Origin of the sequence: Kitasatospora sp. NPDC048722 (assembly GCF_040650235.1) — a bacterium.
Classification (GTDB): domain Bacteria; phylum Actinomycetota; class Actinomycetes; order Streptomycetales; family Streptomycetaceae; genus Kitasatospora.
In genome coordinates this window covers 49,372-71,523 of the sequence record NZ_JBEZGX010000005.1, presented here as the reverse complement: position 1 = coordinate 71,523, position 22,152 = coordinate 49,372, and the positions used below count along the sequence as shown (strand labels likewise).

Genomic DNA, 22,152 nt, shown 5'->3' with positions numbered 1-22,152 from the left:
CATCACCAGCCCCGGAACGGCACGTACCCGGGCAGGTACGGCCCGGCGTAGCGCGAGCGGTCCACCAGCGTGTGCCGGGTCCCGCCGGGCACCCCGATCGCGGCGAGCACCACCGTGCCGTGCCGGTCCCGCGTGACGTACGGCTCGGCGAGCGAGGCCGCACCCCGGTCCACCGCGTAGTCGTACGCGTAGTACACGTCCGGCACGGCCACCGCGAGGTCCAGCACGCCGTCCCCGTGGCGGGCCAGGTGCCCGGCCAGCTCCCGCCCGCGCGGGCCGATCACCTGGACCAGCGAGGTGATCACGAACCGGGTGCCGGGCGCGTCCAGCACGTACGAGACGGTCTCCGGCTCGCCGGTCTCCGGCCCCGCGTAGGCGGTGCAGCGCAGGCCGAGCGCCTCCGTGTAGCGCCGGGCCGCCCGCTCGGCGTCGCCGACCGCGAAGACCACCGCGTCGGCACGGCCCATCGGGACGAGGTCGGGCTCCTCGCCCCGGGCCGCGAGCCCGACCGGTGTCCCGGGGGGTCTCGGTCGCCGGAGGGGTCCGGTTGCGGTGTCGGTCATGACGTCCTCCCGGTGGGCGTACGGGACCACGACGGATGCCCCGCCCGCGGGTGTGGGGCCCGGTGGCACGGGGTCGTGGCTGGAGGGTGGCGCCGGGCCGACCTGCGCGCAACTGTTCCGTTTCATCCTGGTCAAGCTGTGCGCCGGGGCGGGAGAATCGGCCGCACCGCTGTACACAATGCCCACCGGAGGACGGAGCCGCGATGCCCCCCGACCACTCCCCGAGCTCGCCCGGCTCGCCCAACTCCCCCACCCCGCAGGGCCCTTCCGCCACCGCACCCGCCGGCGGCACGGCCGGCGGCACGGCCGGCGGCACGAACGACGCGATCGACGCGCTGGACGGCCGGCTGATCCGGCTGCTCGCCGAGGAGCCCCGGATCGGCGTGCTGGAGTGCTCGCGCCGCCTCCAGGTGGCCCGCGGCACCGTGCAGGCCCGGCTGGACCGGCTCCAGGCCAAGGGCGTGATCGGCGGCTTCGGCCCCGAGGTGGACCCGGCCGCGTTGGGCTACCCGGTGACGGCCTTCGCGACCCTGGAGATCTCCCAGGGCCAGGGCGCGGACGTCCGGGCCCACCTGGCGAGCGTGCCCGAGGTGCTGGAACTGCACACGATCACGGGGGCCGGGGACATGATGGTGCGGATCGTGGCCCGCTCCAACGCCGACCTCCAGCGGGTGATCGACCGGGTGGTGGGCTTCGACGGGATCGTCCGCTCCTCGACGGCGATCGCCCTGGAGAACCCGGTCCCGTACCGCATCCTGCCGCTGGTGGACCAGGCCGCCGCCGAATAGCCGGAACCCGGTCGGCGGTCAGCAGGACGGAACGCTGCCGCCGCTCTTGAGCGCGTCCAGCGCCGAGACCGCCTCGGCGAGCGTGCCGACCGGCACCAGCCGCAGCTGCGCGGGCTTGTTGACCCCGGCGTCCGTGCACTCCTCCTTGGGCAGCAGGAACACCGTCGCGCCGTCCCGCGCGGCCGCCTGCGTCTTCAGCGGCACGCCGCCTACCGCGCCGACGTTGCCCTGGTCGTCGATGGTGCCGGTGCCCGCGATCTTCAGCCCGCCGGTGAGGTCGCCGCCCTTGCCGTCGCCGGCCAGCTTGTCGATGATCCCGAGCGCCAGCATCTGGCCGGCGCTCGGGCCGCCCACGTCGCCGAGGTCGACCTTCACCTTGACCTGGTCCGGCGACAGGTGCAGGTAGGCGAGCGCGGCCGTCGTCGCGCTGTCCTGCGACTCGGTCATCTGCTGCGCCGTCTCCTGCTCGGCCTTGGCCGGGTTGCTCTGCGGGTACACCGACTCGGTCGGGCGCACCGCCTCGGTCGGGTCGAACCAGGCCTCCAGGGAGCGCCAGAAGGTGGTCCGGTCCCCCGGGTTGGTGGCCGAGATGGTGACCATCCGCAGCTCGCCCCCGGTGGTGCGCAGCGGCGCCCCGGTGATGGTGAGCACGGGCTTGTCGTGGTAGCTGCCGAGGGTGTCCGCGGTCACACCGGGCCAGGTCAGCGTGTACGGCAGCGGGACGAACCCGGCCACCCCGAACAGCGCGGCCACCAGCACCCCGCAGAGCGTGAGCGCACGGGTCCGCGGGGCGGTCAGGGCCTTGGACAGCTTGGAGTCGGACACAGGAGGAATCCAAACACACCGGACGTCCAGCCCGGGCACTACCGCAGGGCGTCGGCCACCTCGGTGGCGGCCTCGACGACCCGGGGCCCGACCCGCTCGGGCACCAGCCCGTTCAGCATCACCACGCCGACGCTGCCCTCGACGCCGCTCAGCCCGAGCAGCGCGGCGGCCGCGCCGCACGCCCCGGACTGCTCCTCCGCACGGGTGATGACGAAGCCCTGTTCGGGCCGTCGCTGGTGGGGGAAGGTGCGCGCCTCCAGGATGGCCCGGCCCGCGGCGCTCTCGGTGAGCGGGTGGCGCAGGCCGGTGCGGTAGGCGACGTGGAAGTCCGTCCAGCTCGGTTCGACGACGGCGACCGCGAGCGCCTCGTTGCCGTCCACCAGGGTGAGGTGGGCGGTGGCGCCGAGGTCCTCGGCCAGGCTGCGCAGCGCCGGCAGGGCGGCCTCGCGCAGCAGCGGGTGCACCCGGTGGGCCAGGCGCAGCACGCCGAGACCGACCCGGGCCCGGCCGCCGATGTCGCGGCGGACGAGTCCGTGCTGTTCGAGGGTGGCCAGCAGCCGGTAGACGACGGTCCGGTTGACGGCCAGCCGGGCGGCCAGTTCGGTGACGGTGAGGCCGCGCTCGGAGTCGGCGAGGAGCTTGAGCACCCGGACACCACGGTCCAGGGTCTGGGAGGTCTCGGCTGTCACGACGGGCATTCCTTTCCGCGGCGGCTCACGGACCGGTGGGACCGGCCCGGGGCGGGGTTTCGCGCGCAGATGGGGGGGTGGCCGCGCTCGGGTCGCGCAGTGCGAATCGCGGTGCGAAACCATGACGCCCGTGCGAGCCCTGCGGCGCCCGTCTCTCGGGGGTGGCCCGGCGGAAGAGCGTGTGGGAAAGGTAGTGAAGGAAATGTCGCGACGGAAGTGGTTGTCCAAAATTCGGTCGTGATCGATTGCGGCACCCGGAACGAATCGGGGCAGAAGGCCGCATATCGATCGCCCCACCCGACCGCTAGTTCGAGCACAGTCCGAAGTCCGGACACTCCGGGGTGCCGGGGGCCTCGGGGAGGAGGGCCGCTGGAGCCGATTCCGCCGCGGGCGCGGGGCACTCACCAGAGGTTGCGGAACACCGTCCAGGCCACCGCGGTGCCGAGCACCGCCACCGTGCCGCGCCGCCCGAGCGGCGGCCGCCAGCTGCGGCCGGCCAGTCCCTCGCGCAGCCAGGTCACGTACATCAGGGCGACCAGCGGGAGGGACACCAGCAGCGCCGCGTTGTCGTGGAACGCGGCCGCGAGGTCGCCGTGCAGGAGGTCGTAGGCCATTCGGGTGCCGCCGCAACCGGGGCACTGCAGGCCGGTGATCCGGCGCCAGGGGCAGAACGGCAGCGCCTGCCCGGGCAGGTGGGGATCGCGCGACCACAGGTAGGCCGAGCCGGCCAGGCCGCCGAGGAGCACGGCCAGCGGCGGGCCCGCGGTGCGCAGGCGCGCGGGCACGACGAAGCCGCCCCGGCCGGAGCCGGGGCGGCGTGCCGTGCGTGGCGTGCTCAAGGTCAGCCGCGCAGCAGACGGCCCTGGGCGTCCGTGCGGTCGTTGCTGACCAGGAACATGATGCCGTCGATCAGGGCCCAGAAGCCGAAACCACCGCAGGTCAGGAGCTGGGCGATGCCCATGCCGATGTGACCGGTGTAGAAGCGGCCGATGCCGAACCCGCCGAGGAAGAGCTGCAGGATGCCCGCGACGATCTTCGACTTGTCCGAGTACTCCGGCATGCCCGGGTACGGCTGGCCGGGGTACGGCTGGCCCGGGTACGGCTGCTGGCCGGGCTGAGGGGGGTACGACACGTTCGCTGTGCTCCTTGGTGTGACTGGCCCGGCCGCGAGATCGGCCGCCTGCCGGGTGGTGAGGTGCCCGCCGTTCCACCGTCGCTGACGGCCGGCCCGGTCGGGTCGGCGCGCAGCACGGACGGGTCCGGTGGCAGCGCGGCACGCGGAACACTATCGGATGATCACACCGGCCGCCCCGACAATTCCACCAGCTATACCGGAATGTCATAACGCGTTACCGCGCCACGGAATCTCCCCTTGCCGAACGGGAGGAATCCACTGACGTACCGTTACTTCGCCCATTCCCGGATTCGGGCGATCCGCGCCTTCAGCTGATTCGCCGTCGCCTGCGCGGTCAGCGGCCCGCCGCACTCGCGGCGCAGCTCGTTGTGGATCGTGCCGTGCGGCTGGCTGGTGCGGTGGTGCCAGGCCGCCACCAGGGCGTTCAACTCCTTGCGAAGCTCGCGCAGTTCCTGGTGGGTGACGACCGGCCGCTGCTCGGCCGGCAGCTCCAGCAGGTCGGCCTCCTCGGCGGGCTTGGTCTTGCTGCGCTGGATCTGGCGGTGCTGACGCTTCTGGAGCAGCATCTGCACCTGGTCCGGCTCCAGCAGGCCCGGGATGCCGAGGTAGTCCTCCTCCTCCTCGCTCCCCGGGTGGGCCTGCATGCCGAACTCCATGGCGTTGTACAGCACCCGGTCGAAGACCGCGTCGGAGCCGATCGCCTCGTAGGAGAACTCGTCGCCGCCGGCGCCGTCCGGGCCGTCGTTGGCCCGCTCGGCCTCGGCGAGCAGCCGGTCCTCCTCGTCGAACAGGCCCTCGCCCTCCTTCTTGGGGCGGTCCAGCACGTGGTCCCGCTGGAGCTCCATCTCGTTGGCGAAGCCCAGCAGCATCGGGATGGTCGGCAGGAACACCGAGGCCGTCTCGCCGCGCTTGCGGGCGCGCACGAAGCGGCCCACGGCCTGGGCGAAGAACAGCGGGGTGGAGATCGAGGTCGCGTACACCCCGACGGCCAGCCGGGGCACGTCGACGCCCTCGGACACCATGCGGACCGCGACCATCCAGCGGGAGGTGCCCGCCGAGAAGTCGGAGATGCGCTTGGACGCCTCGGCCTCGTCCGAGAGCACCAGGGTGACCTTCTCGCCGCTGATCTCGCGCAGGATCTTGGCGTAGGCGCGGGCCACCGTCTGGTCGGTGGCGATGACGAGCCCGCCGGCGTCCGGGATGGCCTTGCGGACCTCGGTCAGCCGCCGGTCGGCGGCCTGGAGGACGGCCGGGATCCACTCGCCCTGCGGGGCCAGCGCGGTGCGCCAGGCCTGGGCGATCAGGTCCTTGGTCATCGGCTCGCCGAGCCGGGCCTCCAGCTCGTCGCCGGACTTGGTGCGCCAGCGCATGTTGCCGCTGTAGCTGAGGAAGATCACCGGGCGCACGACGTGGTCGGCGAGCGCGTGCCCGTAGCCGTAGGTGTAGTCGGCGACGGACTTGCGGATGCCGTCGCCGCCCGCCTCGTACTGGACGAACGGGATCGGGTTGGTGTCCGAGCGGAACGGCGTACCGGTCAGCGCGAGCCGCCGGGAGGCCGGTTCGAAGGCCTCGAAACAGGCCTCGCCCCAGGACTTCGAGTCACCGGCATGGTGGATCTCGTCCATGATCACGAGGGTCTTGCGGGCCTCGGTCCGGTTGCGGTGCAGCATCGGGTTCACCCCGACGCCCGCGTAGGTGACCACGATGCCGTGGTAGTCGCGGGAGAGCGGCCCGGACGAGTACGCCGGGTCCAGCCTGATGCCTATGCGCGCCGCCGCCTCGGCCCACTGCTTCTTCAGGTGCTCGGTCGGCGCGACGACGGTGACCTGCTGCACGAGGTGGTTGTGCAGCAGGTACGAGGCGAGGGTGAGCGCGAAGGTGGTCTTCCCTGCGCCCGGGGTGGCGACCGCGAGGAAATCGCGCGGCTGCGTCTCGATGTACTTGTCCAGCGCCCCCTGCTGCCAGGCACGCAGCTTGCCCGCCGTACCCCAGGGGGCACGGCCGGGGAAGGCCGGCGAGAGGTGGTGCGAGGAGACGGGTGCGGCATGGCCGGCGGCCCGGACGGGAGCGTCCGGCTCCGACACGTCGGAGAAGAGCGGCATCGAGGAGGCGGCGGCGGTACTCACGGGCTCCGAAGGGGATCATCGCAGGTCAGAGGCGGATTTGCGGCCTCACCCCGCAGTCGGGCGGCGATCGGACAACCCGCCCAGCCTACCGGCCCCGGCGTCGTTCCAGCGCTTCGACCCGGCTCCGTCCGGGGCCCCCGCGACTGACGGACGGCCGGAAATCGACGTGACGAGGGTCACATCGAAAGTCCCCCTGAACCGCGTAAGCGGAAGCCGTCCCCCCGCTCTCACCGGTGTGAGGCCGCCCCACCGAGGCCCGCCCGACCCCCGAAAGGACCTGCCGTGCACCCCAGCGCCGTCGAAGAGACCGTCCAGGCCAGCCTGCTCCTCACCCTCCACCGCTCGGTCCGCCTGCGGGTCACCCTCGCCTACCGCCCGGAGGACCCGCTCGCCGTCCGGATGGGCTTCCCCGCGGAGTTCTCCCTCGACGAGCCCGCCGACGGCCCCCGCGACGGCGGGGAGGCCGCCGACGACATCGTCTGGGTGTTCGCCCGCCACCTGCTGTCGGCGGGCCTGGAGCTGCCCGCCGGGCTCGGCGACGTCCACGTCCGCCCGGCCACCGGACGCCGCACCATGGTCGAGCTGCGGGCCCCGGAGGGCACCGCGCTGCTCCGTTTCGACACCGCCGACCTGCGCCGCTTCCTGTGGCGCAGCCGGCTGCTCGTCCCGGAGGGCGAGGAGCACCTGCACCTGGACGCCGACCGCGCGCTCGCCGAGCTGCTCGGTTGACCGGCGCACCGGCGTCCGCGAGCGCCCCCGCGGCCGGCGACCGCCCGCACCGCTCCCGGTCAGCCCGACAGCCGGCGCATCAGCCGGACCCCCTGCGCCGCCGTCAGGTGCGGCAGGTAGGCCTTGCCGATCGCCCGGGTGATGCTGGGCAGCCCGGCCGGGTCGGGGTAGGCCATGAACATCGGCCGGTACTCCGGCTGGAACTTGGACTTGAACGCGAGCAGCGAGCGGAACCCGTACACCGGCTCCAGCACCCGGCCCATCCAGTCCAGCATCCGCTGCAGCCCGGTGGGCTCGTCCTGCCCCGAACGGGCCAGCGGCGCGCCGGACAGCGACAGGAAGCGCGCGCCCTCCTCCTTGAAGCCGAGCGCGGCCGAAGCGATCAGGAACTCGTTCACGCCGCGGAAGCCGTCCGAGCGCCTGCGCATGAAGTCCAGCGTCCAGCCGACCGGCACGCCGTCCTCGTACACCGGCATCCAGCTGGTCAGCCCGTGCACGACGCCCTGCTCGTCCACCGCCACCAGCACCCGGACGTCCGGGTCGTCCAGCTCCTCCAGACCGCCGAGTGTGAAGCCCATCTCGGGCAGGCCCTTCTCGGAGACCCACTCCTCCGAGATCGAGCGGATCTGGTCCTTCAGTGCGAGCGGCGCCTCGTGGTAGGCCCACCACTCGGCGGTGATGCCCTGCTTGCCCGCCTTGTTGAGGGCCGTCCGGATGTCCTGCCACTTGCGGCCGGTGAAGGCCAGCTCGGGCAGCGCGACCACGGTGTCCTCGGCGACCTGCACCGAGCGCCAGCCGAGCTGCTCGGCGGCGGCCCTGGTGTCCCGGGAGACGCTGTAGAAGCACGGGGTCCAGCCGCGCGTGTCGCAGTAGCGTGCGAAGCCGGCCACCGCCCTGGCGCGGGCCGCGGGCTCGCCGAACGGGTCGCCGGTGGTCAGCGCCACCGTGTTGAGCACCCGGTAGGCGACGGCCGCCCGGCCCTCCTCGTCGAACCAGTAGTGGTTGCCGTCCCACGTGGTGATGAAGGACAGCGTCCCGCCGCCGTGCGCGGTCAGCAGCGCGCGGGCCCGCTCCGCGGCCGCGGCGTCCGTGTGGACCGCCGGCCGGCGGAAGGCCAGCAGCAGCGCGGTCAGCGCGACCGCCCAGAACGCCAGCCCGCAGTACGTCTCCAGGAACCGCGCCACCGGGCCGACCGCGATCGGGTAGTCCGGCAGCAGGTCGTTGTAGGCGGGCGGCAGGAACTGCGCGGGCAGCCCGTGCACCAGCCCGCGGAACGTGGCCCCCGGCTCGAACTGGCCGGCGACCAGCACCCCGAGGACCGTGTACGCCGCGGCGGCCGCCAGCGCGGCGCCGCCCAGGACGGCCGCCAGCCGGCGGACCGCCCGGCCCGCCAGCCGCAGCCGGAACCGCTGGCGGGTGGCGAGCAGCAGGGCCGTGGTCAGCAGCGGCAGCAGCAGCGCCTCGACGAAGTACTGGATCACGTCCCCGGCGTCCGGCCCGGCGTCGTTGTACAGCCACACCAGCAGCGCCACCCACAGCAGTTCGGTGACGACGGTGATCCGCCAGGCGAACCGCAGCCCGCGGCGCAGCCCCTCGGCGAGCACCAGCAGCAGCGCCGGGAACAGCGCCGCCATCAGCCGGCCCGGGGTGTCGAAGATCCGCTCGACGGCGTGCGCGCGGGCGCAGTCGTGCACCGACATCGCGCAGAAGTCGGCGACCTCCTCGGGGCTGAGCCGGTGTGAGAAGTACAGCTCGGAGAAGGTGTTGAACGGCCCGGCCGCGTTGTCGTACAGCGAGGCGATCAGCGGGCCGAAGGCGGCGGCGACCAGGCACAGCGCCACCAGCACCCGGGTCTCGGTGTGCGAGGAACGGTGGGTGCGCAGCAGCAGTCGGCCGCGGGTGAGCAGCGCGCCCACGCCGAGCCCGAGCAGCGCGGCGGCGCACCGCTGGACGCTCTGCAGGTGCCCGACGTACAGCGTCATGACCAGCGGCACGAGCAGCACCAGCAGGTGCATCCGGCGGCGCCACAGCACGGTGAGCCGGTAGCCGAGCACCGCCGCCAGGGCGAACAGGCCGGGGCCGGGGCCGATCGCGACCTGGTCGACCACCGAGTCGGTCCACTGCTCGCCGGCCCGGGAGCCGACCGCGACCAGCGCGGTGCCGAGCAGGGTGCCGGCGGCCTGCCCCACGACCAGCACCCCGAGGGTGCGCCACCGGCCGAGGCGCCGCTCGGCGGCCGGGCCGACGAGGAGCAGCAGCAGGCTGGTGAACACGTACGCGCCGATCCCGGCACACCAGAACAGCGAGGTGAACGGCGTCCACCAGCGACCCTCGGAGAGCGTCTGCACGCCGGTCCCGGCCTGCCGGAGCACGCGGCCCGACGGCCCGACGGACAGGCTCCCGGTGGCCGCGCCGACGCCCCACAGGACGACGAGCGCCCCCATCGTCAGCGGGGCCGAACGCAGCCTCGCACCGACCAGCCGGGCCGTCCGGCGCACGCGCTGCGGCCGCGGCTCCGGGGTGCGCGTGACGGGCGTACGGGTGACCGGCTCCTGGTCCACGACCACCTCCGGCCTGGCGACGACGGGCGCGGCCGCCTGGGTGCGGCTCACCTGAGCAGTCCGGTCTGGCGCGCGATCCACGGCAGCTGCTCGGCGATGCCGATCCGCCAGGCCCCCCAGCCGTGCCCGCCCGGCAGCAGGTCGAACTTGGCCTTCATACCGGCTGCCTGGACGGCCTGGTAGACCTTCTCCATCCCCGGCCGGAAGTCGTAGTCGCCGCGGCCGACCACGATCGCGACGGAGGTGTCGGGGAACTTGCGGTGGGCCATCACCGAGAGCGGGTCGACCGACTCGAACTTGGCCTGGTCACCGCCGAAGGCCTTCTTGACGGTCTCGTCCCGGGTGCCCAGGGTGGGCTCCTCCTGGCCGGACATGTCGAGGACGGTGCCGTAGACGTCGGGCGCGTTGATGCCGAGCTGGAGGGCGCAGGTGCCGCCCATCGAGGCGCCGCCCACGGCCCAGGACCCCCGGCCCTTGGCGGTCTGCAGGTGCTTGTCGATCCAGTCGGGGACGTCGGCGGCGAGGTAGGTCTGCGCCTTCGCGATCTTCGAGTCCATGCAGAGCGTGTTCCCCCAGGTAGAGCCCAGCTGGTCGGGCATCACGACGATCGGTGCGAGGCCGCCGTGCTCCGCCGCGAACGCGTCCAGCGACTCGTTCACCTGGGCGTTGAGCACCCAGTCCCCGGGCGTTCCGGGCTGACCGGTGATCAGCACGAGCACCGGCAGCAGCGGCCGCGGGCTGGCCTGGTAGGCGGGCGGCAGGTAGACGTAGGCGCTGCGGCCGACGAAGCCGGACTTGGCCCCCGGTATGTACACCTGCGAGACGGTGCCCTTGGCAGGCAGGCCGGCCGGGCGCGTCCACACCTCCGAGAGCACCTTGTCCGGCGGCGCGCTCGCGGTCTCGGCGACCTTCGGGGCGATCTTCGCCCCGGTGTCGGTGAGGAACGGTGCGAGCATGATCTTGCCGTTCGGGTACTGGCCGAAGCCGATGTTGATCTGCGACGCGGCCATCAGCAGCACCAGCGAGCCGAGGCCGAGCGCGAGCCCGCGGCGCCGCCGGGAGATCCCGCGGAAGCGGTAGCCGACCAGGCAGAAGCCCAGCAGGGCGACGGCGATCCACCACGTGACGTACTTCGGGGTGCCCTCGGGGAACGGGTGCCACCAGTCGTCCACGACCACGCCCAGCAGCAGGCTGATCCCCGCCGCGGTGAACAGCGCGGCCGGCAGCCGGAAGCTCCACCACGAGCGGTCGCGGGCGACGGCGAGCACGAGCAGCGCGCCCCAGCCCGCGGCCAGCACGGCGTACGGGATCGGGCCGTGCGTCAGCGGCCAGTCGAGTGGGTTCCAGCGGTTGGCGAGGGTGATCGGGGTCATGCCGCTTTCCCCGGCCGGGTGGTGTCGGCCAGGAAACCGTAGGCCACGACGTTGCCTTCGTAGCCGTGTTCCTCGCTGTACGCACCGCCGCAGGTGATGACCCGCAGCTGTGCGTCGGCGGCCTGTCCGTACACCCGGTCGTCCGGGAAGTCCTTTCGGTCGTGCACTTCGATGGCGTACAGCTGGTAGACGGCGGTGGCGCCGTCCGCGCGGACGAATTCGATCCGGTCTCCGCGGTGGAGCGCACCCAGGTGGTAGAAGACCGCCGGGCCGCTCCTGTTGTCCACGTGGCCCGCGATGATGGCGGTCCCCCGCTGGCCCGGGGTCGCCCCGCCCCGGTACCAGCCGGCGAGGTTGCGGTCCGCCGCCGGCGGCGCCTGGAGCCGGCCGTCGGCCTCCAGGCCGAGACCGGTGACCGGGGCGTCGAGCTTGACGGCGGGGATGCGGATCCGGGTGGGCACGGACGGGCCGAGCGGCGGGACGACCGAGACCGGGGCGAACCCGCTCAGGGACTGCCCGGCGCCCGGCGCGGGAGGGAGCTCGCCGGGGCCGCCGTCGTGCAGCAGCCACGCGCCGAGGACCATCGCGGCACCGGCCGCGAGGGTGCCCGGCCACGGGCCCCTGCGCTGTTGGGCGCCCACGGGCGCTCCCCTCTGCCGACGACTTCCCGATTCCTGGGAGTTTCCTGGGAACCAATTGAACCGGACGGGACCCTAAGGCACGTCCATACGATGGTCGTACCAATCCCCCCCCGAATGGCAGGGTCAGGGCCGTCACCCGTGCGCCGAGTGGGGGCTCCGTCACGGAGCGCGACGAGGCGCCACCTCGCCCGGGCACGGCGGGTCCGACCTCGCACACCATCGACGACGGAGCGAGTCCGTCCGGTTGCATCAATCGGGCGATCACTTCGGACCGTCCGTGGCGACTCCCAGACCGAATGCGTTCGCATGCCATGCTGACCCGGTCACGGGTTCTATCACCCCACTTGTCCGACCGGACTTTCGCACGCCTGCACGCCTGCCGAACGCCTCATGAACGGAGTGACCATGGACTCCCTATCCCGTCGCACCCTGCTGGCCGCCGGCGCGGCCGGCGCCGCCGCCCTGGTGGCGGGCTGCGGGACCACCGCCGCCGGCGGCGGAGAGCACGCGACGGGAACCCCGACCCCCGCGGGGAGCACGGAACCGCCCGCCACCCCGGCACCGGTACCGGCCAAGCCGCAGGTCGTGCTGATCGGCGACGGCTCCACCTCCGACACCGGCGCCCAGCCCCGCCAGCCCGTCCCCGAGCGGCTCAAGCCGGGCGAGCGCCCGCCGCAGTTCGTCGTCTTCTCCTGGGACGGCGCCGGCGAGCTCGACAACGGCCTGTTCGCCCGCTTCCGCCGACTGGCGCATGAGCACAACGCGTCGATGACCTTCTTCCTCAGCGGCCTCTACCTGCTGCCGGAGTCCAAGAAGGACCTCTACCGCCCGCCCCAGCACAAGGTCGGCGCCTCCGAGATCGGTTACCTCAGCGACCAGCACATCCACGACACGCTGGAGAACGTCCACGCCGCCTGGCTGGAGGGCCACGAGATCGGCACCCACTTCAACGGCCACTTCTGCGGCTCCACCGGCGTCGGCAAGTGGTCCCCGGAGGAGTGGGACAGCGAGATCCAGCAGGCCATGGACTTCGTGACGAACTGGCGGACGAACACCGGCTTCACCGACCTGCCGGCGCTGCCGTTCGACTACGGCAAGGAGCTGATCGGCAGCCGGACCCCGTGTCTGGAGGGACAGCGCAACCTGCTGCCCACCGCCGTCAAACGCGGCTGGCGTTACGACAGCAGCGGCAACGGCAGCCAGGTCTGGCCGCAGAAGATCCAGGGCGGCGCCCTGTGGGACCTCCCGCTGCAGTCCATCCCGTTCCCCGGGCACACCTTCCAGGTGCTGTCGATGGACTACAACATCATGTTCAACCAGTGCGGCCCCAACACCAAGGCCGACCCCGCGCTCTACCCGGGCTTCCAGGCCCAGGCGCGCGACGCCTACCTGATGGGCTTCGACCGCACTTACAACGGCAACCGGGCGCCGTACATCATCGGCAACCACTTCGAGGAGTGGAACGGCGGCATCTACATGAACGCCGTCGAGGACGCCTTCAGGTCCATCGCGAGCAAGCCCGAGGTCCGGCTGGTGTCCTTCCGCCAACTGGTCGACTGGCTGGACGCCCAGGACCCGGCGGTCCTGCGCAAGCTGCAGACCCTCGCCCCGGGCCAGGCCCCGGCGGGCGGCTGGGAGAGCTTCCTCGCCACCCCGGCGGCGGCGCCCCCCACCGCCACCGCCCCGGTCGCCGTCGGCTGACCGTCAGGCCCTGCGGACCCGGCCGGATACCAGCGCCCCCAGCAGGGCCACCCCGGTCATCGTCAGGAAGATCACCGCGAAGGCGCCGGGCGACCCGGCGCCTTCGGCGTTCCCGTGGGCGACCGCCACCGAGCCGCCGCCCAGCGCCGAGAAGAGCACCCCGGCCAGGCCCACCAGCAGCACGTTGCCGAGCGCGTCGCTCATCTGCAGGGAGGCCGAGTTGGCCCCGGCGTCCTCCGGCGCGGACAGCTTCATCATCAGCACGCTGACGCTCGCGACCGTCAGCCCCATCCCGATTCCGCCGACGCCCCAGGCCACCGCGGCCGCCCAGACCGGCACGGCCGGGACCAGCACCAGCGCCGCCCCCGCGATCGCCACCGCGGTCAGCACGAACCCGCCCCGGATCATCGCCTCGCGGTAGCGCTCGGCGCCCGGACGGCCCTGCAGCCACGAGCCCAGCGCCCAGGACAGCCCGCCGCTGGTCAGCGTGAGCCCGGCCAGCGTCGGCGACAGGCCGCGCTGGGTCACCATCATCAGCGGGATGAACGCCTCCGCGGCGAAGAACGCCCCGGCGGCCACGCCGCGCAGCAGGATCACCGTCGGCAGGCCGCGCCCGGCCCGCAGCGTCCCCCCGGGCAGCAGCCCGAGCACCGCGGGCAACAGCAGCGCCGCACCGGCCGCCGCCGGGAGCAGCCCGATCAGGTCCAGCCGCTGCCCCGCGTACTGCAGCAGGCCGGCGCCGAGCGCCGCCATCGCGGCCAGCACGGTGCGGCGGCGGTCGAACTCCGCGCCCTTCGGCACGGGGTGCTCGCGCTCCGAGCGGGCCAGCGCCGGGCCCATCACCACGAGCGGCAGGAGGATCAGCGCCGGCACGGCCAGGAACACCCAGCGCCAGCCCAGGTGCTGGGTGACGGCTCCGGAGACGACCGGTCCGACGATCGAGGGGAGCACCCAGGCCGAGGAGAAGGCCGCGAACACGGAGGGCCGCAGCCGCTCCGGGTAGGCCCGGCCGACCACGACGTACAGCGCGACGATCACCAGCCCGCCGCCCAGGCCCTGGACCGCCCGCCCGGCCACGAACAGCCACATCCCCGGCGCCGTCCCGGCCACCACCAGGCCCGCGCCGAACACCGCGATGCCGGTGAACAGCGGTTGCAACGGGCCGCGCCGGTCGCACCACTGGCCGGAGACGACCAGGGCGAACAGCGTGGTGGTGAAGTAGCCGGAGAAGGCGAAGGCGTACAGCCCGAGGCCGTCCAGCTGCCGGGCCGCCACCGGCATCGCGGTGTTGACGGCCGTCGCCTCGAAGGCGAGCAGCAGGACCACCGACACGATCCCCAGCGTGAGGGCGCGGTAACGGCCACTGAGCACCCCGCCGCCGGGGTCGTTCTCGACGGGTATCGGGGCGGAGTCGACCGAGGTGGGGGAGGCAGTGGTCATACGTAATATCGTAAGGGCCGTCCGGCGTTCGTACCCCTGACCGGAGTCGGTGATCGACTCCGCCGCAGGACCTAGGACACGCCCCGGGGCCGGGTCAGTGGAGCACCTTCAGGCCGACCACGCCGGAGACGATCAGCAGCAGGCAGCCGATCCGGGCCAGGGTCACCGCGTCACCCAGGACGGCCATGCCGTAGAGCGCGGTGCCGACCGCGCCGATGCCGACCCACACCGCGTAACCGGTGCCGATCGGGATGGTGCGCATCGCGTAAGCCAGTCCGCCCATGCTCAGCAGCAGGGCGACGCCGAAGACGAGGCCGGGGACGAGGCGGGTGAAGCCCTTGGACGACTCCAGGGCGACCGCCCAGACGGTTTCCAGGACACCCGAGACGATCAGAACGAGCCAGGCCATGACGGTGCGAACCTCCGCAGTCCACAGCGGCCGGATTGCCGCTGAACTGCGCCGTCTTGTCGTCACCGGGTACGACGCGCTCGTCCGGAGTGGCGGGAAAACGCCACTTGTCCCCGACCGTAGCACACATTGCCATACAGAATTTACAAAACGCCGTTGACCCCATTCCCGGACTCCGCCATCCTGAATTCACTGGCCGTGTGCCCGAGAGGCTCAGGGAACCGTCTGCAAAGCGGTACACACGGGTTCGAATCCCGTCACGGCCTCGGTAAAAGGAATTGCCGGTCGACTGCGAAAGTCGACCGGCAATTCCTCGTTCCGCATTTCGCTCACACCGCGACGGCGTCCTCCGGCCGGATCGGCAGGCGCCCCACCGGCAGGCCGGTGGCGGCCCGGACGGCGGCGGCGACGGCCGCCGGGGCGACCACCGCGGGCACGGCGCTGACGGCCTTGGCGCCGAAGGTCGCGACCACGTCCCGCTCCTCCAGCAGGGCCGCGATCCGCACCTCCGGGGTGTCCAGTGCGGTCGGCAGCCGGTATCCGGTGAGCGACGGGTTCTGCAGCACGCCGCCCTCGGTGCGCAGTTCCTCCAGCAGCGCCAGGCCGACGCCCTGGGCCACGCCCGCCTCGATCCGGTCCTCGATCTGCCGCGGGTTCAGCGCCCGGCCGACGTCCTGGGCGACGGTCATCTCGACCACCCGGACGGCGCCCAGCTCGATGTCCACGTCCACGACCGCGCGCATCGCGCAGAAGGCGATGGAGACGAACGCGTCGCCCTGCCCGGCCTCGTCCAGCGGCTCGGTCGGGTGCGGGCGGCACTGCGCGGTGGCCCACAGCTCCTTGCCCTCCAGCGCCTCGGCGACCGGCATGCCGAGCACCCCGTCGTACGAGGTGATCTTGCCGTCGGCGATCTGGAGCAGCTCCACCGACATCCCGAAGTTGGCGGCGATCGGCTGGAGCAGTTGGTGGCGGACCATCAGCGCGGCCCGCTCGACCGCGCCGCCGGACACCCAGGTGTGGCGGCCCCGCGCGGAGGGCCCGGCGATCGACTGGTCGCTGTCGGCCGGCGCGATGTAGACCTCGCTGACCCCCAGCACGCTCTGCACGATCTGCCGGGCCAGCGTCGCGAAGCCCTGACCGGAGTCGACGGCCGCGCAGATCACGGTCGCGTGGTCGCCGCTGACCCGCACGGTCGCGGTGGACACCTCGTCCTCGCCCTCGGCGCCGAGCATGTGCACCATGCCGACGGCGTAGCCGATCCCGCGCCGCACGGCGGCCGGGTCGCCGGCACCGCCGGGCCCGCCCGGCAGCAGCCACTCCGCGTCCGGATCGTCCACCGGCAGCGCGGGCAGCGGTTCGGCGGCCACGGCCTCCAGCAGCGCGGTCACCGGCGCCGGGCACGTGACGGCCTGTCCGGTGGGCATCGGGTCGCCGGTGGCCATCGCGTTGCGGCGGCGGATCTCCACGGAGTCCACGCCCACCCGGGCGGCCAGCTGGTCCAGCTGCGACTCGTAGGCGAAGCAGGACTGCAGCGCGCCCTCGCCGCGCATCCGCCCGGCCGGCGGGTTGTTGGTCCGCACCGCCCACGCGTCCACGAAGACGTTCGGGCAGACGTACGGACCGACCGAGAACGCCGTCGCGGCGGCCAGCGCCTCGGCGGAGACGTCCGCGTAGGCGCCGCCGTCCAGCAGGATCTGCGCCTCGACCTTCACCAGCCGGCCCTCGGCGTCCGCGTGGTGGCGGTAGCGCAGGAGCGCGGGGTGGCGCGAGGTGTGGGTGTGGAAGGACTCCTCGCGGGTGAGCGTCATCTTCACCGGGCGCCCGGTGCGCAGCGCCAGCAGCGCGAGGGTGACCTGGAAGGAGAGGTCCTCGCGGTCCGAGGTGGCTCCGGGCACACCGGTGACGACCAGTCGGACCCGGTCCGGCTCCAGGCCGAGGCACGCGGCGGTGCGGTCGCGGTCCCCGTGCGGGTCGGTGGAGGACAGGTGCAGTTCGACGCCGCCGTCCGGGCGCGGCACGGCGAGGCCGGCCTCGGCGCCGAGCGGGGCCGGGTCCTGCCGGCCGACCTGGTACAGGCCCTCGACGACGATCTCGCCGACCGCGTCCGGGTCCCCGCTGCGCAGCGGCAGGTGGCGGAAGAGGTTGCCGTCCGGGTGCAGCGGCGGAGCGGTGAAGGCCTGCTCGGGGTCGGTGACGGCCTCCAGCGGCTCGTACTCGACGACGATCAGACCGACCGCCAGCCGCGCGGTGTCGGGGTGGTCGGCGGCCACCGCGGCCACCGGCTCCCCGTGGTGGCGCACCACGCCAGAGGCCAGCACCGGCCGGTCGGAGACGATCGGTCCGGCCGGGGCGCCGTCGGGCAGGCCGTCCGGGCCGGGCGGCAGGTCGGCGGCGGTGACGACGGCGTGCACGCCGGGCAGGGCGAGCGCGGCCGACGTGTCGATGCCCTTGATCCGGGCGTGCGGGTGCGGCGAGCGCAGCAGCGCGCCCCACAGCAGCCCCTCGGCCCACAGGTCGGCGGCGTACGGGTAGATGCCGAGCGCCTTGGGCAGGGCGTCGCTGCGCAGCGGCGAGCTGCCGAGCCCGAACGGCTCCGGCGCGCCGGCCCCGTCGCCGTCCTGCTGGGTTGCTGCGCCGATGTCGGTAGGCGACGTCATGATGCGTGGTCGTCCTCGGGGAGCCGGATGCCGTGGGCGGGGTTGGCGCCGTACGGGACGCCGGCCGGGGCGCCGCCCTCGGCCGGGACGCCGTGCGGGGGCGTGGGGACGTACGGCGCGCCGTCGAAGCCGGGGCCGGGCGTGCCGTCGAAGCCTGGGCCGGGCACCGGGGTGCCGTGGGCGGGGGTGGGCTCGTAGACGGGGGCGTCGTAGCCGCCGTCGTAGCCGGGCTGCTGGGGGTAGCCCTCGGGGTAACCGGGGCCGGGCAGGTAGGTGCCGTGCGCGGGGGTGGCCTGGTAGGGCTGCTCGGGGTAGCCCTGCGGCTGGTAGTAGACCTGGTCGTCGGTCGGCTGTGCCGGGACGGCCGTGGTGTCGTACGGGGCGGTGGCGTACACCCCGGTGTCGTAGCCGTCCTGGCCGTCATAGCCGCCCTGGCCGTCGTACCCGCCGCCCTGGCCGTCATAGCCGCCCTGGCCGTCGTACTCGCCGCCCTGGCCGTCGTACTCGCCGCCCTGGCCGTCGTACTCGCCGCCCTGGCCGTCGGCACCGTACGGCAGGCCCTGACCGGGGACCGCGGCGGCCGGCTCCTCGGCGGGTGGCTGCGGGACGTGCTCGATCCAGGCGTCGGCGTCGGTGTAGACGGGCGGTTCGGCGGCGGGTTCCGCCGCGGGCGCCTCGGCGGCCGGCTGCCCGGCGGCCCCTTCGGCGGCGGACGCGGCAGCGGCGGGGGCCCCCACGGCGAGGGCGGCCTCCTCCGCCTCCTCGGCCTCCAGGGCGCGCGCGTCGGCGACGCTCTGGACGGCGGCCAGCACCCCGCGGTAGCCGGTGCAGCGGCAGAGGTTGCCGCACAGCGCCTGCCGGGCCTCGACCTCGGTGGGCCGGTGGTTGCGCTGGAGCAGGTCGTGCACGGCCATCGCCATGCCGGGCGCGCAGTAGCCGCACTGGACCGCGCCGGACTCGGCGAGCGCCTGCTGGACGTCGCTCGCGCCGCCGGCCGCCGACAGGCCCTCGACGGTGTTGATCTCGCTGTCCGCGGCCAGCGCGGCGGGCACCAGGCAGCCGGCCACCAGCTGGCCGTCCACCTGCACCGAGCACGCGCCGCACTCGCCCTGCTCGCAGCCGTCCTTGGCACCGGCCAGGCCGAGCCGCTCGCGCAGCACGTAGAGCAGGCTCTCGCCGATCCAGGCGTCGGTGACGGGCCGTTCGAAACCGTTGACCCGAAGGGTGTAGGAGGCGCAGGGGCGCAGCTCGCGGCTGACCTGCGGGGAGAAGCCGAGCGGGTCGGCGTCGAGGGTGTCGATGGGTTCTGTGCTCACTTCAGCGCCCTTCCCAGTGCCCGTCGGGCCAGCACCGACACGGTACGCCGTAGCCGAACGGCGGCCGCGCTCGGCCCCTCCGTCACGGCCTCCCAGGCGCCCTCGGCGCCGTAGCCGTCGGGGACGCAGGCGGCGGCGACGTACTCGCCGAAGGCGGCGGTCGCGGCGGGGTCGATCTCCCGGCTGCCGTCCCAGTCGATGCAGCCGGCCACCCAGGCCTCGGCCTCCAGCGGCCGCAGCGGCACCGGCGCGACGGCGCCGACGGCGCAGCGCACGGACCGCCGGGCGGGGTCGAGGACGAGGGCGACGGAGGCGGTGGCGCGGGCCGGGCCGCTGCGGCCGGTCGCCTTGAGGAAGACCTGGGGCGCGTGCAGCAGCGGGACGCGCACCCAGGTGAGCAGTTCGCCGGGGCGCACCGGGTCGAGGCCGGTGAGGAGGTGACTGACCGGCACCTCCCGGGTGCCGCCGGCCCGGGCGAGGGTGACGGTGGCCTCCAGGGCGGCGAGCACCGGGAGGGTGTCGCCGGCCGGGGCCGCGGTGACGATGTTGCCGCCGAGGGTGCCGACGTTGCGGACCTGCGGGGGTCCGGCGGTGCGGGCGGCGTCGGCGAGGGCGGGGATCAGCGCGGCGAAGTCCGGGCGGTCCATCCGGGCGTGGGTGAGGCCGGCGCCGAGCACTGCGGTGCCGCCGTCCTCGTAGCGCCAGCCGCGCAGTTCGGTGATCCGGCCGAGGCCGACGAGGGCGGCGGGGCGCAGCCGGCCGGCGTTGACGGCCTCCATCAGGTCGGTGGCGCCGGCCACGGGCACCGCGGCCGGGGCGGCGGCCAGCGCGTCGACGGCCTCGTCGAGCGAGGCCGGCAGCATGATCGTCCGGTTCACCTGGGTCCCACCGTGCTCCACTTGCTCATCGATCGCCTGCCGCCCGCGGCCTTCGGCCGTGGTGTCCGCGTCAGCAGTCCAGCCTGGCCCGTAGGGTACGGGCGATCGGGCCGGGTTGGGCAACTCTGGCACACAATGCTCGATGATCACTTCGGGGCCGGTGAACGGGACTGCCCGTTTGGGGCGGATACCGGACGTTATCTGCCCCGGCCCGGGCCGGACCGGAACAGATGTTCATCTGTTCTTGACGTCGGATGACCATCCGGAAGTTCCCCGCGTTCCCACTGCCCGGCATTCCGGCCGCCCGGTCCGAACGCCTATCGGACGGGCGGCGGCCCCTCGATCGGACGGCCGACCACTCCGGGGCGGCGCTGCCACGGGTGCGGGCCGTCGACCGGGCGGTACTCGACGCCGAGCGCGTCCAGGACCTCCAGGTGCGCCTCCAGCCGGCGCTCGAAGGCCGGGTAGTCGCGCTCGGCCGGCTCGGCGGGCAGGTCGGACCAGGCCACCTCGGCGAAGGCGGCGAGCCGCGGGAAGGCCCGGTAGTCGACGTCCCTGGCGGAGTCCGCGAACTCGCTCCACAGGTTGGCCTGGGTGCCGATCACGCGCCGGGCGGCGGCCTCGTCGAGCTCCCTGGGCACCGGCTCGAAGCGGTACACGTCCTCCAGCGTCCGGACGAAGCCGACCGGGATCGGCTCGTCGGGGCCGTCCGCCTGCCGGTGGTCCAGGTAGACGTGCTGCTCGGGGCACATCACGACGTCGTGCCCGGCGCGCGCGGCCGCGATCCCGCCGCCGAAGCCGCGCCACGACGAGACGGCGGCGCCCGGTGCCAGGCCGCCCTCCAGGATCTCGTCCCAGCCGATCAGCCGCCGCCCGCGCTCGGCCAGCCAGCGGTCGAAGTGCCGGATGATCCAGCTCTGCAGCTCGTCCTCGTTGGCGAGGCCGAGCTCGCGGATGCGCGTTCGGGCGGCGGCGCTGTCCTTCCACTGCTCCTTCGGGCACTCGTCGCCGCCGAGGTGGACGAATTCGGACGGGAAGAGCTCCAGCACCTCCTCCAGCACGCCCTCGAAGAAGCGCAGCGTCGCCTCGGAGGCGTTGAGCACGTTGTGGCTCACGCCCCAGTCCGTCCACACGCCGAGCGCCGAGGTGTCCACGACGTCGGTGTTGCCGAGCTCGGGGTAGGCGGCCACGGCGGCCTGGGTGTGGCCCGGCAGGTCGATCTCCGGCACGACGGTGACCCCGCGCTCCGCCGCGTACGCGACGATCTCGCGCAGGTCGTCCTGGGTGTAGAAGCCGCCGTGCGGCCGGTCGTCGCGGCGCCCGGCGCTGCGGTAGCCGACCATCGAGCGCTCCCGCCACGCACCGCGCGCGGTCAGCTCCGGGTACCGCTTGATCTCCACCCGCCAGCCCTGGTCGTCGGTCAGGTGCAGGTGCAGGACGTTGAGCTTGTGGACGGCCAGCAGGTCGACGAAGCGCAGCACGTCCGCCTTGGGCAGGAAGTGCCGGGCGACGTCCAGCAGCGCGCCGCGCCAGCCGAAGCGCGGCGCGTCCTCGACGTCCACGCCGGGCAGCACCCAGCCGGTGCGGCGCAGCGGTGCCCGGCGGAAGGCGTCCGGGCCGAGCAGCCGACGGAGCGTCTGCGCGCCCCACCGCGCGCCGGCCGGACCGCCCGCGGCGATCACCGCGTGGCCCGGGCGGACCGAGATCCGGTACGCCTCGGCGGCCAGTGCGGCGTCGTGGACCAGCTCGACGCCCGCCCCGGGAGCACCCGGGGCGAACGGCAGCCCGGTGGCGGCGGACAGCGCCGCGCGCAGCCAGTGCGCGGCGCCGGCCAGCACCGGCGGGGCGGTCAGCGTCGTGGCGTCGTCGAGGGGGAAGTCCTCGCCCGGGCGGCGGACGGCACTCGAAGGTGCGGGAATGAGGTCCATTCCGACATCCTGCCCGCGCCCGGAACGATTGGCATAGACCACTGCACAATCGCCGCACCATGCAAAACGGCGCGGTGCAGCGGCCCCGCGGGACTACTTGTCGTCGTCCCCGCCCTGCGGCTTGCCGATGCCGTCGTAGATCTCCTTGCACATCGGGCAGACCGGGTACTTCTTCGGGTCGCGCCCGGGCACCCACACCTTGCCGCAGAGCGCCACCACGGGGGACCCGGAGAGCGCGCTCTCCATGATCTTGTCCTTCTGGACGTAGTGCGCGAAGCGCTCGTGGTCGCCGTCCCCGTTGGACACCTGCGGGACGGGCTCGACCAGGGTGCCGGTGCCGAGGCCGCGCTCGGGCTCAAGAGTGCTCATAGGTGCCAAGTCTATGGGCGCCCC

General features: G+C 73.7%; 17 protein-coding genes, 1 tRNA gene, 2 pseudogenes and 1 riboswitch. Of the genes and pseudogenes, 4 read left to right on the top strand and 16 right to left on the bottom strand.

The window, feature by feature from the left end:
• Positions 1 to 20: 20 nt before the first annotated feature.
• Positions 21 to 467, bottom strand: a pseudogene (locus AB0C76_RS06195) (VOC family protein); the annotation flags it as partial.
• Between the two features lie 299 nt (positions 468 to 766).
• On the opposite strand from AB0C76_RS06195, the gene AB0C76_RS06190 reads away from it, so the two are divergent.
• A complete protein-coding gene (locus tag AB0C76_RS06190) occupies positions 767 to 1,351 on the top strand; it encodes an Lrp/AsnC family transcriptional regulator (protein WP_359960411.1) in 585 nt (194 codons plus the stop codon).
• A gap of 18 nt (positions 1,352 to 1,369) precedes the next feature.
• On the opposite strand, the gene AB0C76_RS06185 is transcribed toward AB0C76_RS06190, so the two are convergent.
• From AB0C76_RS06185 to AB0C76_RS06165, 5 genes are all read right to left on the bottom strand, one after another.
• Positions 1,370 to 2,176 carry a S16 family serine protease gene (locus tag AB0C76_RS06185; protein ID WP_359960408.1) on the bottom strand — a complete coding sequence of 269 codons (807 nt, stop codon included), beginning with the start codon at positions 2,174 to 2,176 and terminating at the stop codon, positions 1,370 to 1,372.
• A 38-nt stretch (positions 2,177 to 2,214) separates the two neighbouring features.
• Positions 2,215 to 2,865, bottom strand: a complete 651-nt coding sequence (locus AB0C76_RS06180) for a helix-turn-helix domain-containing protein (protein ID WP_359960406.1) — start codon at positions 2,863 to 2,865, stop codon at positions 2,215 to 2,217.
• Between the two features lie 401 nt (positions 2,866 to 3,266).
• A complete protein-coding gene (locus AB0C76_RS06175; RefSeq protein ID WP_359960404.1) occupies positions 3,267 to 3,704 on the bottom strand; it encodes a DUF2752 domain-containing protein in 438 nt (145 codons plus the stop codon).
• Between the two features lie 2 nt (positions 3,705 to 3,706).
• Positions 3,707 to 3,925, bottom strand: coding sequence for a TM2 domain-containing protein (locus tag AB0C76_RS06170; protein ID WP_329929222.1), 219 nt, complete (start codon positions 3,923 to 3,925; stop codon positions 3,707 to 3,709).
• 344 nt (positions 3,926 to 4,269) lie between these two features.
• Positions 4,270 to 6,102 (bottom strand): DEAD/DEAH box helicase, encoded by a 1,833-nt coding sequence (locus AB0C76_RS06165; RefSeq protein ID WP_359960727.1) that lies wholly within the window; start codon positions 6,100 to 6,102, stop codon positions 4,270 to 4,272.
• A 306-nt stretch (positions 6,103 to 6,408) separates the two neighbouring features.
• On the opposite strand from AB0C76_RS06165, the gene AB0C76_RS06160 reads away from it, so the two are divergent.
• On the top strand, positions 6,409 to 6,855 hold the full coding sequence (locus AB0C76_RS06160) for an SsgA family sporulation/cell division regulator (protein WP_359960401.1): 447 nt from the start codon (positions 6,409 to 6,411) through the stop codon (positions 6,853 to 6,855).
• A 59-nt stretch (positions 6,856 to 6,914) separates the two neighbouring features.
• Here the strand turns inward: AB0C76_RS06160 and AB0C76_RS06155 are convergent, their stop codons facing one another.
• The 3 genes from AB0C76_RS06155 to AB0C76_RS06145 are packed head-to-tail and all read right to left on the bottom strand — an operon-like array spanning position 6,915 to position 11,373.
• Positions 6,915 to 9,467: a rhomboid family intramembrane serine protease gene (locus tag AB0C76_RS06155; RefSeq protein WP_359960399.1), complete on the bottom strand. Its 2,553-nt coding sequence runs from the start codon at positions 9,465 to 9,467 to the stop codon at positions 6,915 to 6,917.
• Complete coding sequence (locus AB0C76_RS06150; RefSeq protein WP_359960396.1) at positions 9,464 to 10,789, bottom strand: alpha/beta hydrolase-fold protein; 1,326 nt, start codon at positions 10,787 to 10,789, stop codon at positions 9,464 to 9,466. Before AB0C76_RS06150 ends, AB0C76_RS06155 begins: the two co-directional genes overlap by 4 nt.
• Positions 10,786 to 11,373, bottom strand: coding sequence for a class F sortase (locus tag AB0C76_RS06145; protein WP_359960724.1), 588 nt, complete (start codon positions 11,371 to 11,373; stop codon positions 10,786 to 10,788). Before AB0C76_RS06145 ends, AB0C76_RS06150 begins: the two co-directional genes overlap by 4 nt.
• A 462-nt stretch (positions 11,374 to 11,835) precedes the next feature.
• Between AB0C76_RS06145 and AB0C76_RS06140 the strand changes: the two genes are divergently transcribed.
• Positions 11,836 to 13,131, top strand: a complete 1,296-nt coding sequence (locus AB0C76_RS06140) for a hypothetical protein (protein WP_359960393.1) — start codon at positions 11,836 to 11,838, stop codon at positions 13,129 to 13,131.
• Positions 13,132 to 13,134: 3 nt separating this feature from the next.
• Here the strand turns inward: AB0C76_RS06140 and AB0C76_RS06135 are convergent, their stop codons facing one another.
• Positions 13,135 to 14,571 (bottom strand): MFS transporter, encoded by a 1,437-nt coding sequence (locus AB0C76_RS06135; RefSeq protein ID WP_359960390.1) that lies wholly within the window; start codon positions 14,569 to 14,571, stop codon positions 13,135 to 13,137.
• Positions 14,572 to 14,665: 94 nt separating this feature from the next.
• On the bottom strand, positions 14,666 to 14,980 hold the full coding sequence (locus AB0C76_RS06130) for an SMR family transporter (RefSeq protein ID WP_359960387.1): 315 nt from the start codon (positions 14,978 to 14,980) through the stop codon (positions 14,666 to 14,668).
• A 45-nt stretch (positions 14,981 to 15,025) separates the two neighbouring features.
• A riboswitch (guanidine-III (ykkC-III) riboswitch) is annotated at positions 15,026 to 15,091 on the bottom strand.
• Positions 15,092 to 15,174: 83 nt separating this feature from the next.
• Between AB0C76_RS06130 and AB0C76_RS06125 the strand changes: the two genes are divergently transcribed.
• A tRNA-Cys gene (locus tag AB0C76_RS06125) sits at positions 15,175 to 15,246 on the top strand.
• 63 nt (positions 15,247 to 15,309) lie between these two features.
• Here the strand turns inward: AB0C76_RS06125 and AB0C76_RS06120 are convergent.
• The 5 genes and pseudogenes from AB0C76_RS06120 to AB0C76_RS06100 all read right to left on the bottom strand — a co-directional run bounded on the left by AB0C76_RS06120 (position 15,310) and on the right by AB0C76_RS06100 (position 22,128).
• Positions 15,310 to 17,637: a xanthine dehydrogenase family protein molybdopterin-binding subunit gene (locus AB0C76_RS06120; RefSeq protein WP_359960384.1), complete on the bottom strand. Its 2,328-nt coding sequence runs from the start codon at positions 17,635 to 17,637 to the stop codon at positions 15,310 to 15,312.
• 749 nt (positions 17,638 to 18,386) lie between these two features.
• Positions 18,387 to 18,872, bottom strand: a pseudogene (locus tag AB0C76_RS06115) ((2Fe-2S)-binding protein); the annotation flags it as partial.
• A gap of 77 nt (positions 18,873 to 18,949) precedes the next feature.
• Positions 18,950 to 19,816, bottom strand: a complete 867-nt coding sequence (locus AB0C76_RS06110) for an FAD binding domain-containing protein (RefSeq protein WP_359960722.1) — start codon at positions 19,814 to 19,816, stop codon at positions 18,950 to 18,952.
• Between the two features lie 332 nt (positions 19,817 to 20,148).
• A complete protein-coding gene (locus AB0C76_RS06105) occupies positions 20,149 to 21,759 on the bottom strand; it encodes a beta-N-acetylhexosaminidase (RefSeq protein WP_359960381.1) in 1,611 nt (536 codons plus the stop codon).
• Positions 21,760 to 21,852: 93 nt separating this feature from the next.
• A complete protein-coding gene (locus AB0C76_RS06100; RefSeq protein ID WP_329929182.1) occupies positions 21,853 to 22,128 on the bottom strand; it encodes a DUF3039 domain-containing protein in 276 nt (91 codons plus the stop codon).
• Positions 22,129 to 22,152: the final 24 nt, after the last annotated feature.

Coding starts and splice junctions, on each gene's coding strand:
- AB0C76_RS06190 (WP_359960411.1), top strand. CDS start 767: ATGCCCCCCGACCACTCCCCGAGCTCGCCCGGCTCGCCCAACTCCCCC.
- AB0C76_RS06170 (WP_329929222.1), bottom strand. CDS start 3,925: ATGCCGGAGTACTCGGACAAGTCGAAGATCGTCGCGGGCATCCTGCAG.
- AB0C76_RS06165 (WP_359960727.1), bottom strand. CDS start 6,102: ATGCCGCTCTTCTCCGACGTGTCGGAGCCGGACGCTCCCGTCCGGGCC.
- AB0C76_RS06150 (WP_359960396.1), bottom strand. CDS start 10,789: ATGACCCCGATCACCCTCGCCAACCGCTGGAACCCACTCGACTGGCCG.
- AB0C76_RS06145 (WP_359960724.1), bottom strand. CDS start 11,373: ATGGTCCTCGGCGCGTGGCTGCTGCACGACGGCGGCCCCGGCGAGCTC.
- AB0C76_RS06140 (WP_359960393.1), top strand. CDS start 11,836: ATGGACTCCCTATCCCGTCGCACCCTGCTGGCCGCCGGCGCGGCCGGC.
- AB0C76_RS06135 (WP_359960390.1), bottom strand. CDS start 14,571: ATGACCACTGCCTCCCCCACCTCGGTCGACTCCGCCCCGATACCCGTC.
- AB0C76_RS06130 (WP_359960387.1), bottom strand. CDS start 14,980: ATGGCCTGGCTCGTTCTGATCGTCTCGGGTGTCCTGGAAACCGTCTGG.
- AB0C76_RS06120 (WP_359960384.1), bottom strand. CDS start 17,637: ATGACGTCGCCTACCGACATCGGCGCAGCAACCCAGCAGGACGGCGAC.
- AB0C76_RS06110 (WP_359960722.1), bottom strand. CDS start 19,816: ATGCTGCCGGCCTCGCTCGACGAGGCCGTCGACGCGCTGGCCGCCGCC.
- AB0C76_RS06105 (WP_359960381.1), bottom strand. CDS start 21,759: ATGGACCTCATTCCCGCACCTTCGAGTGCCGTCCGCCGCCCGGGCGAG.
- AB0C76_RS06100 (WP_329929182.1), bottom strand. CDS start 22,128: ATGAGCACTCTTGAGCCCGAGCGCGGCCTCGGCACCGGCACCCTGGTC.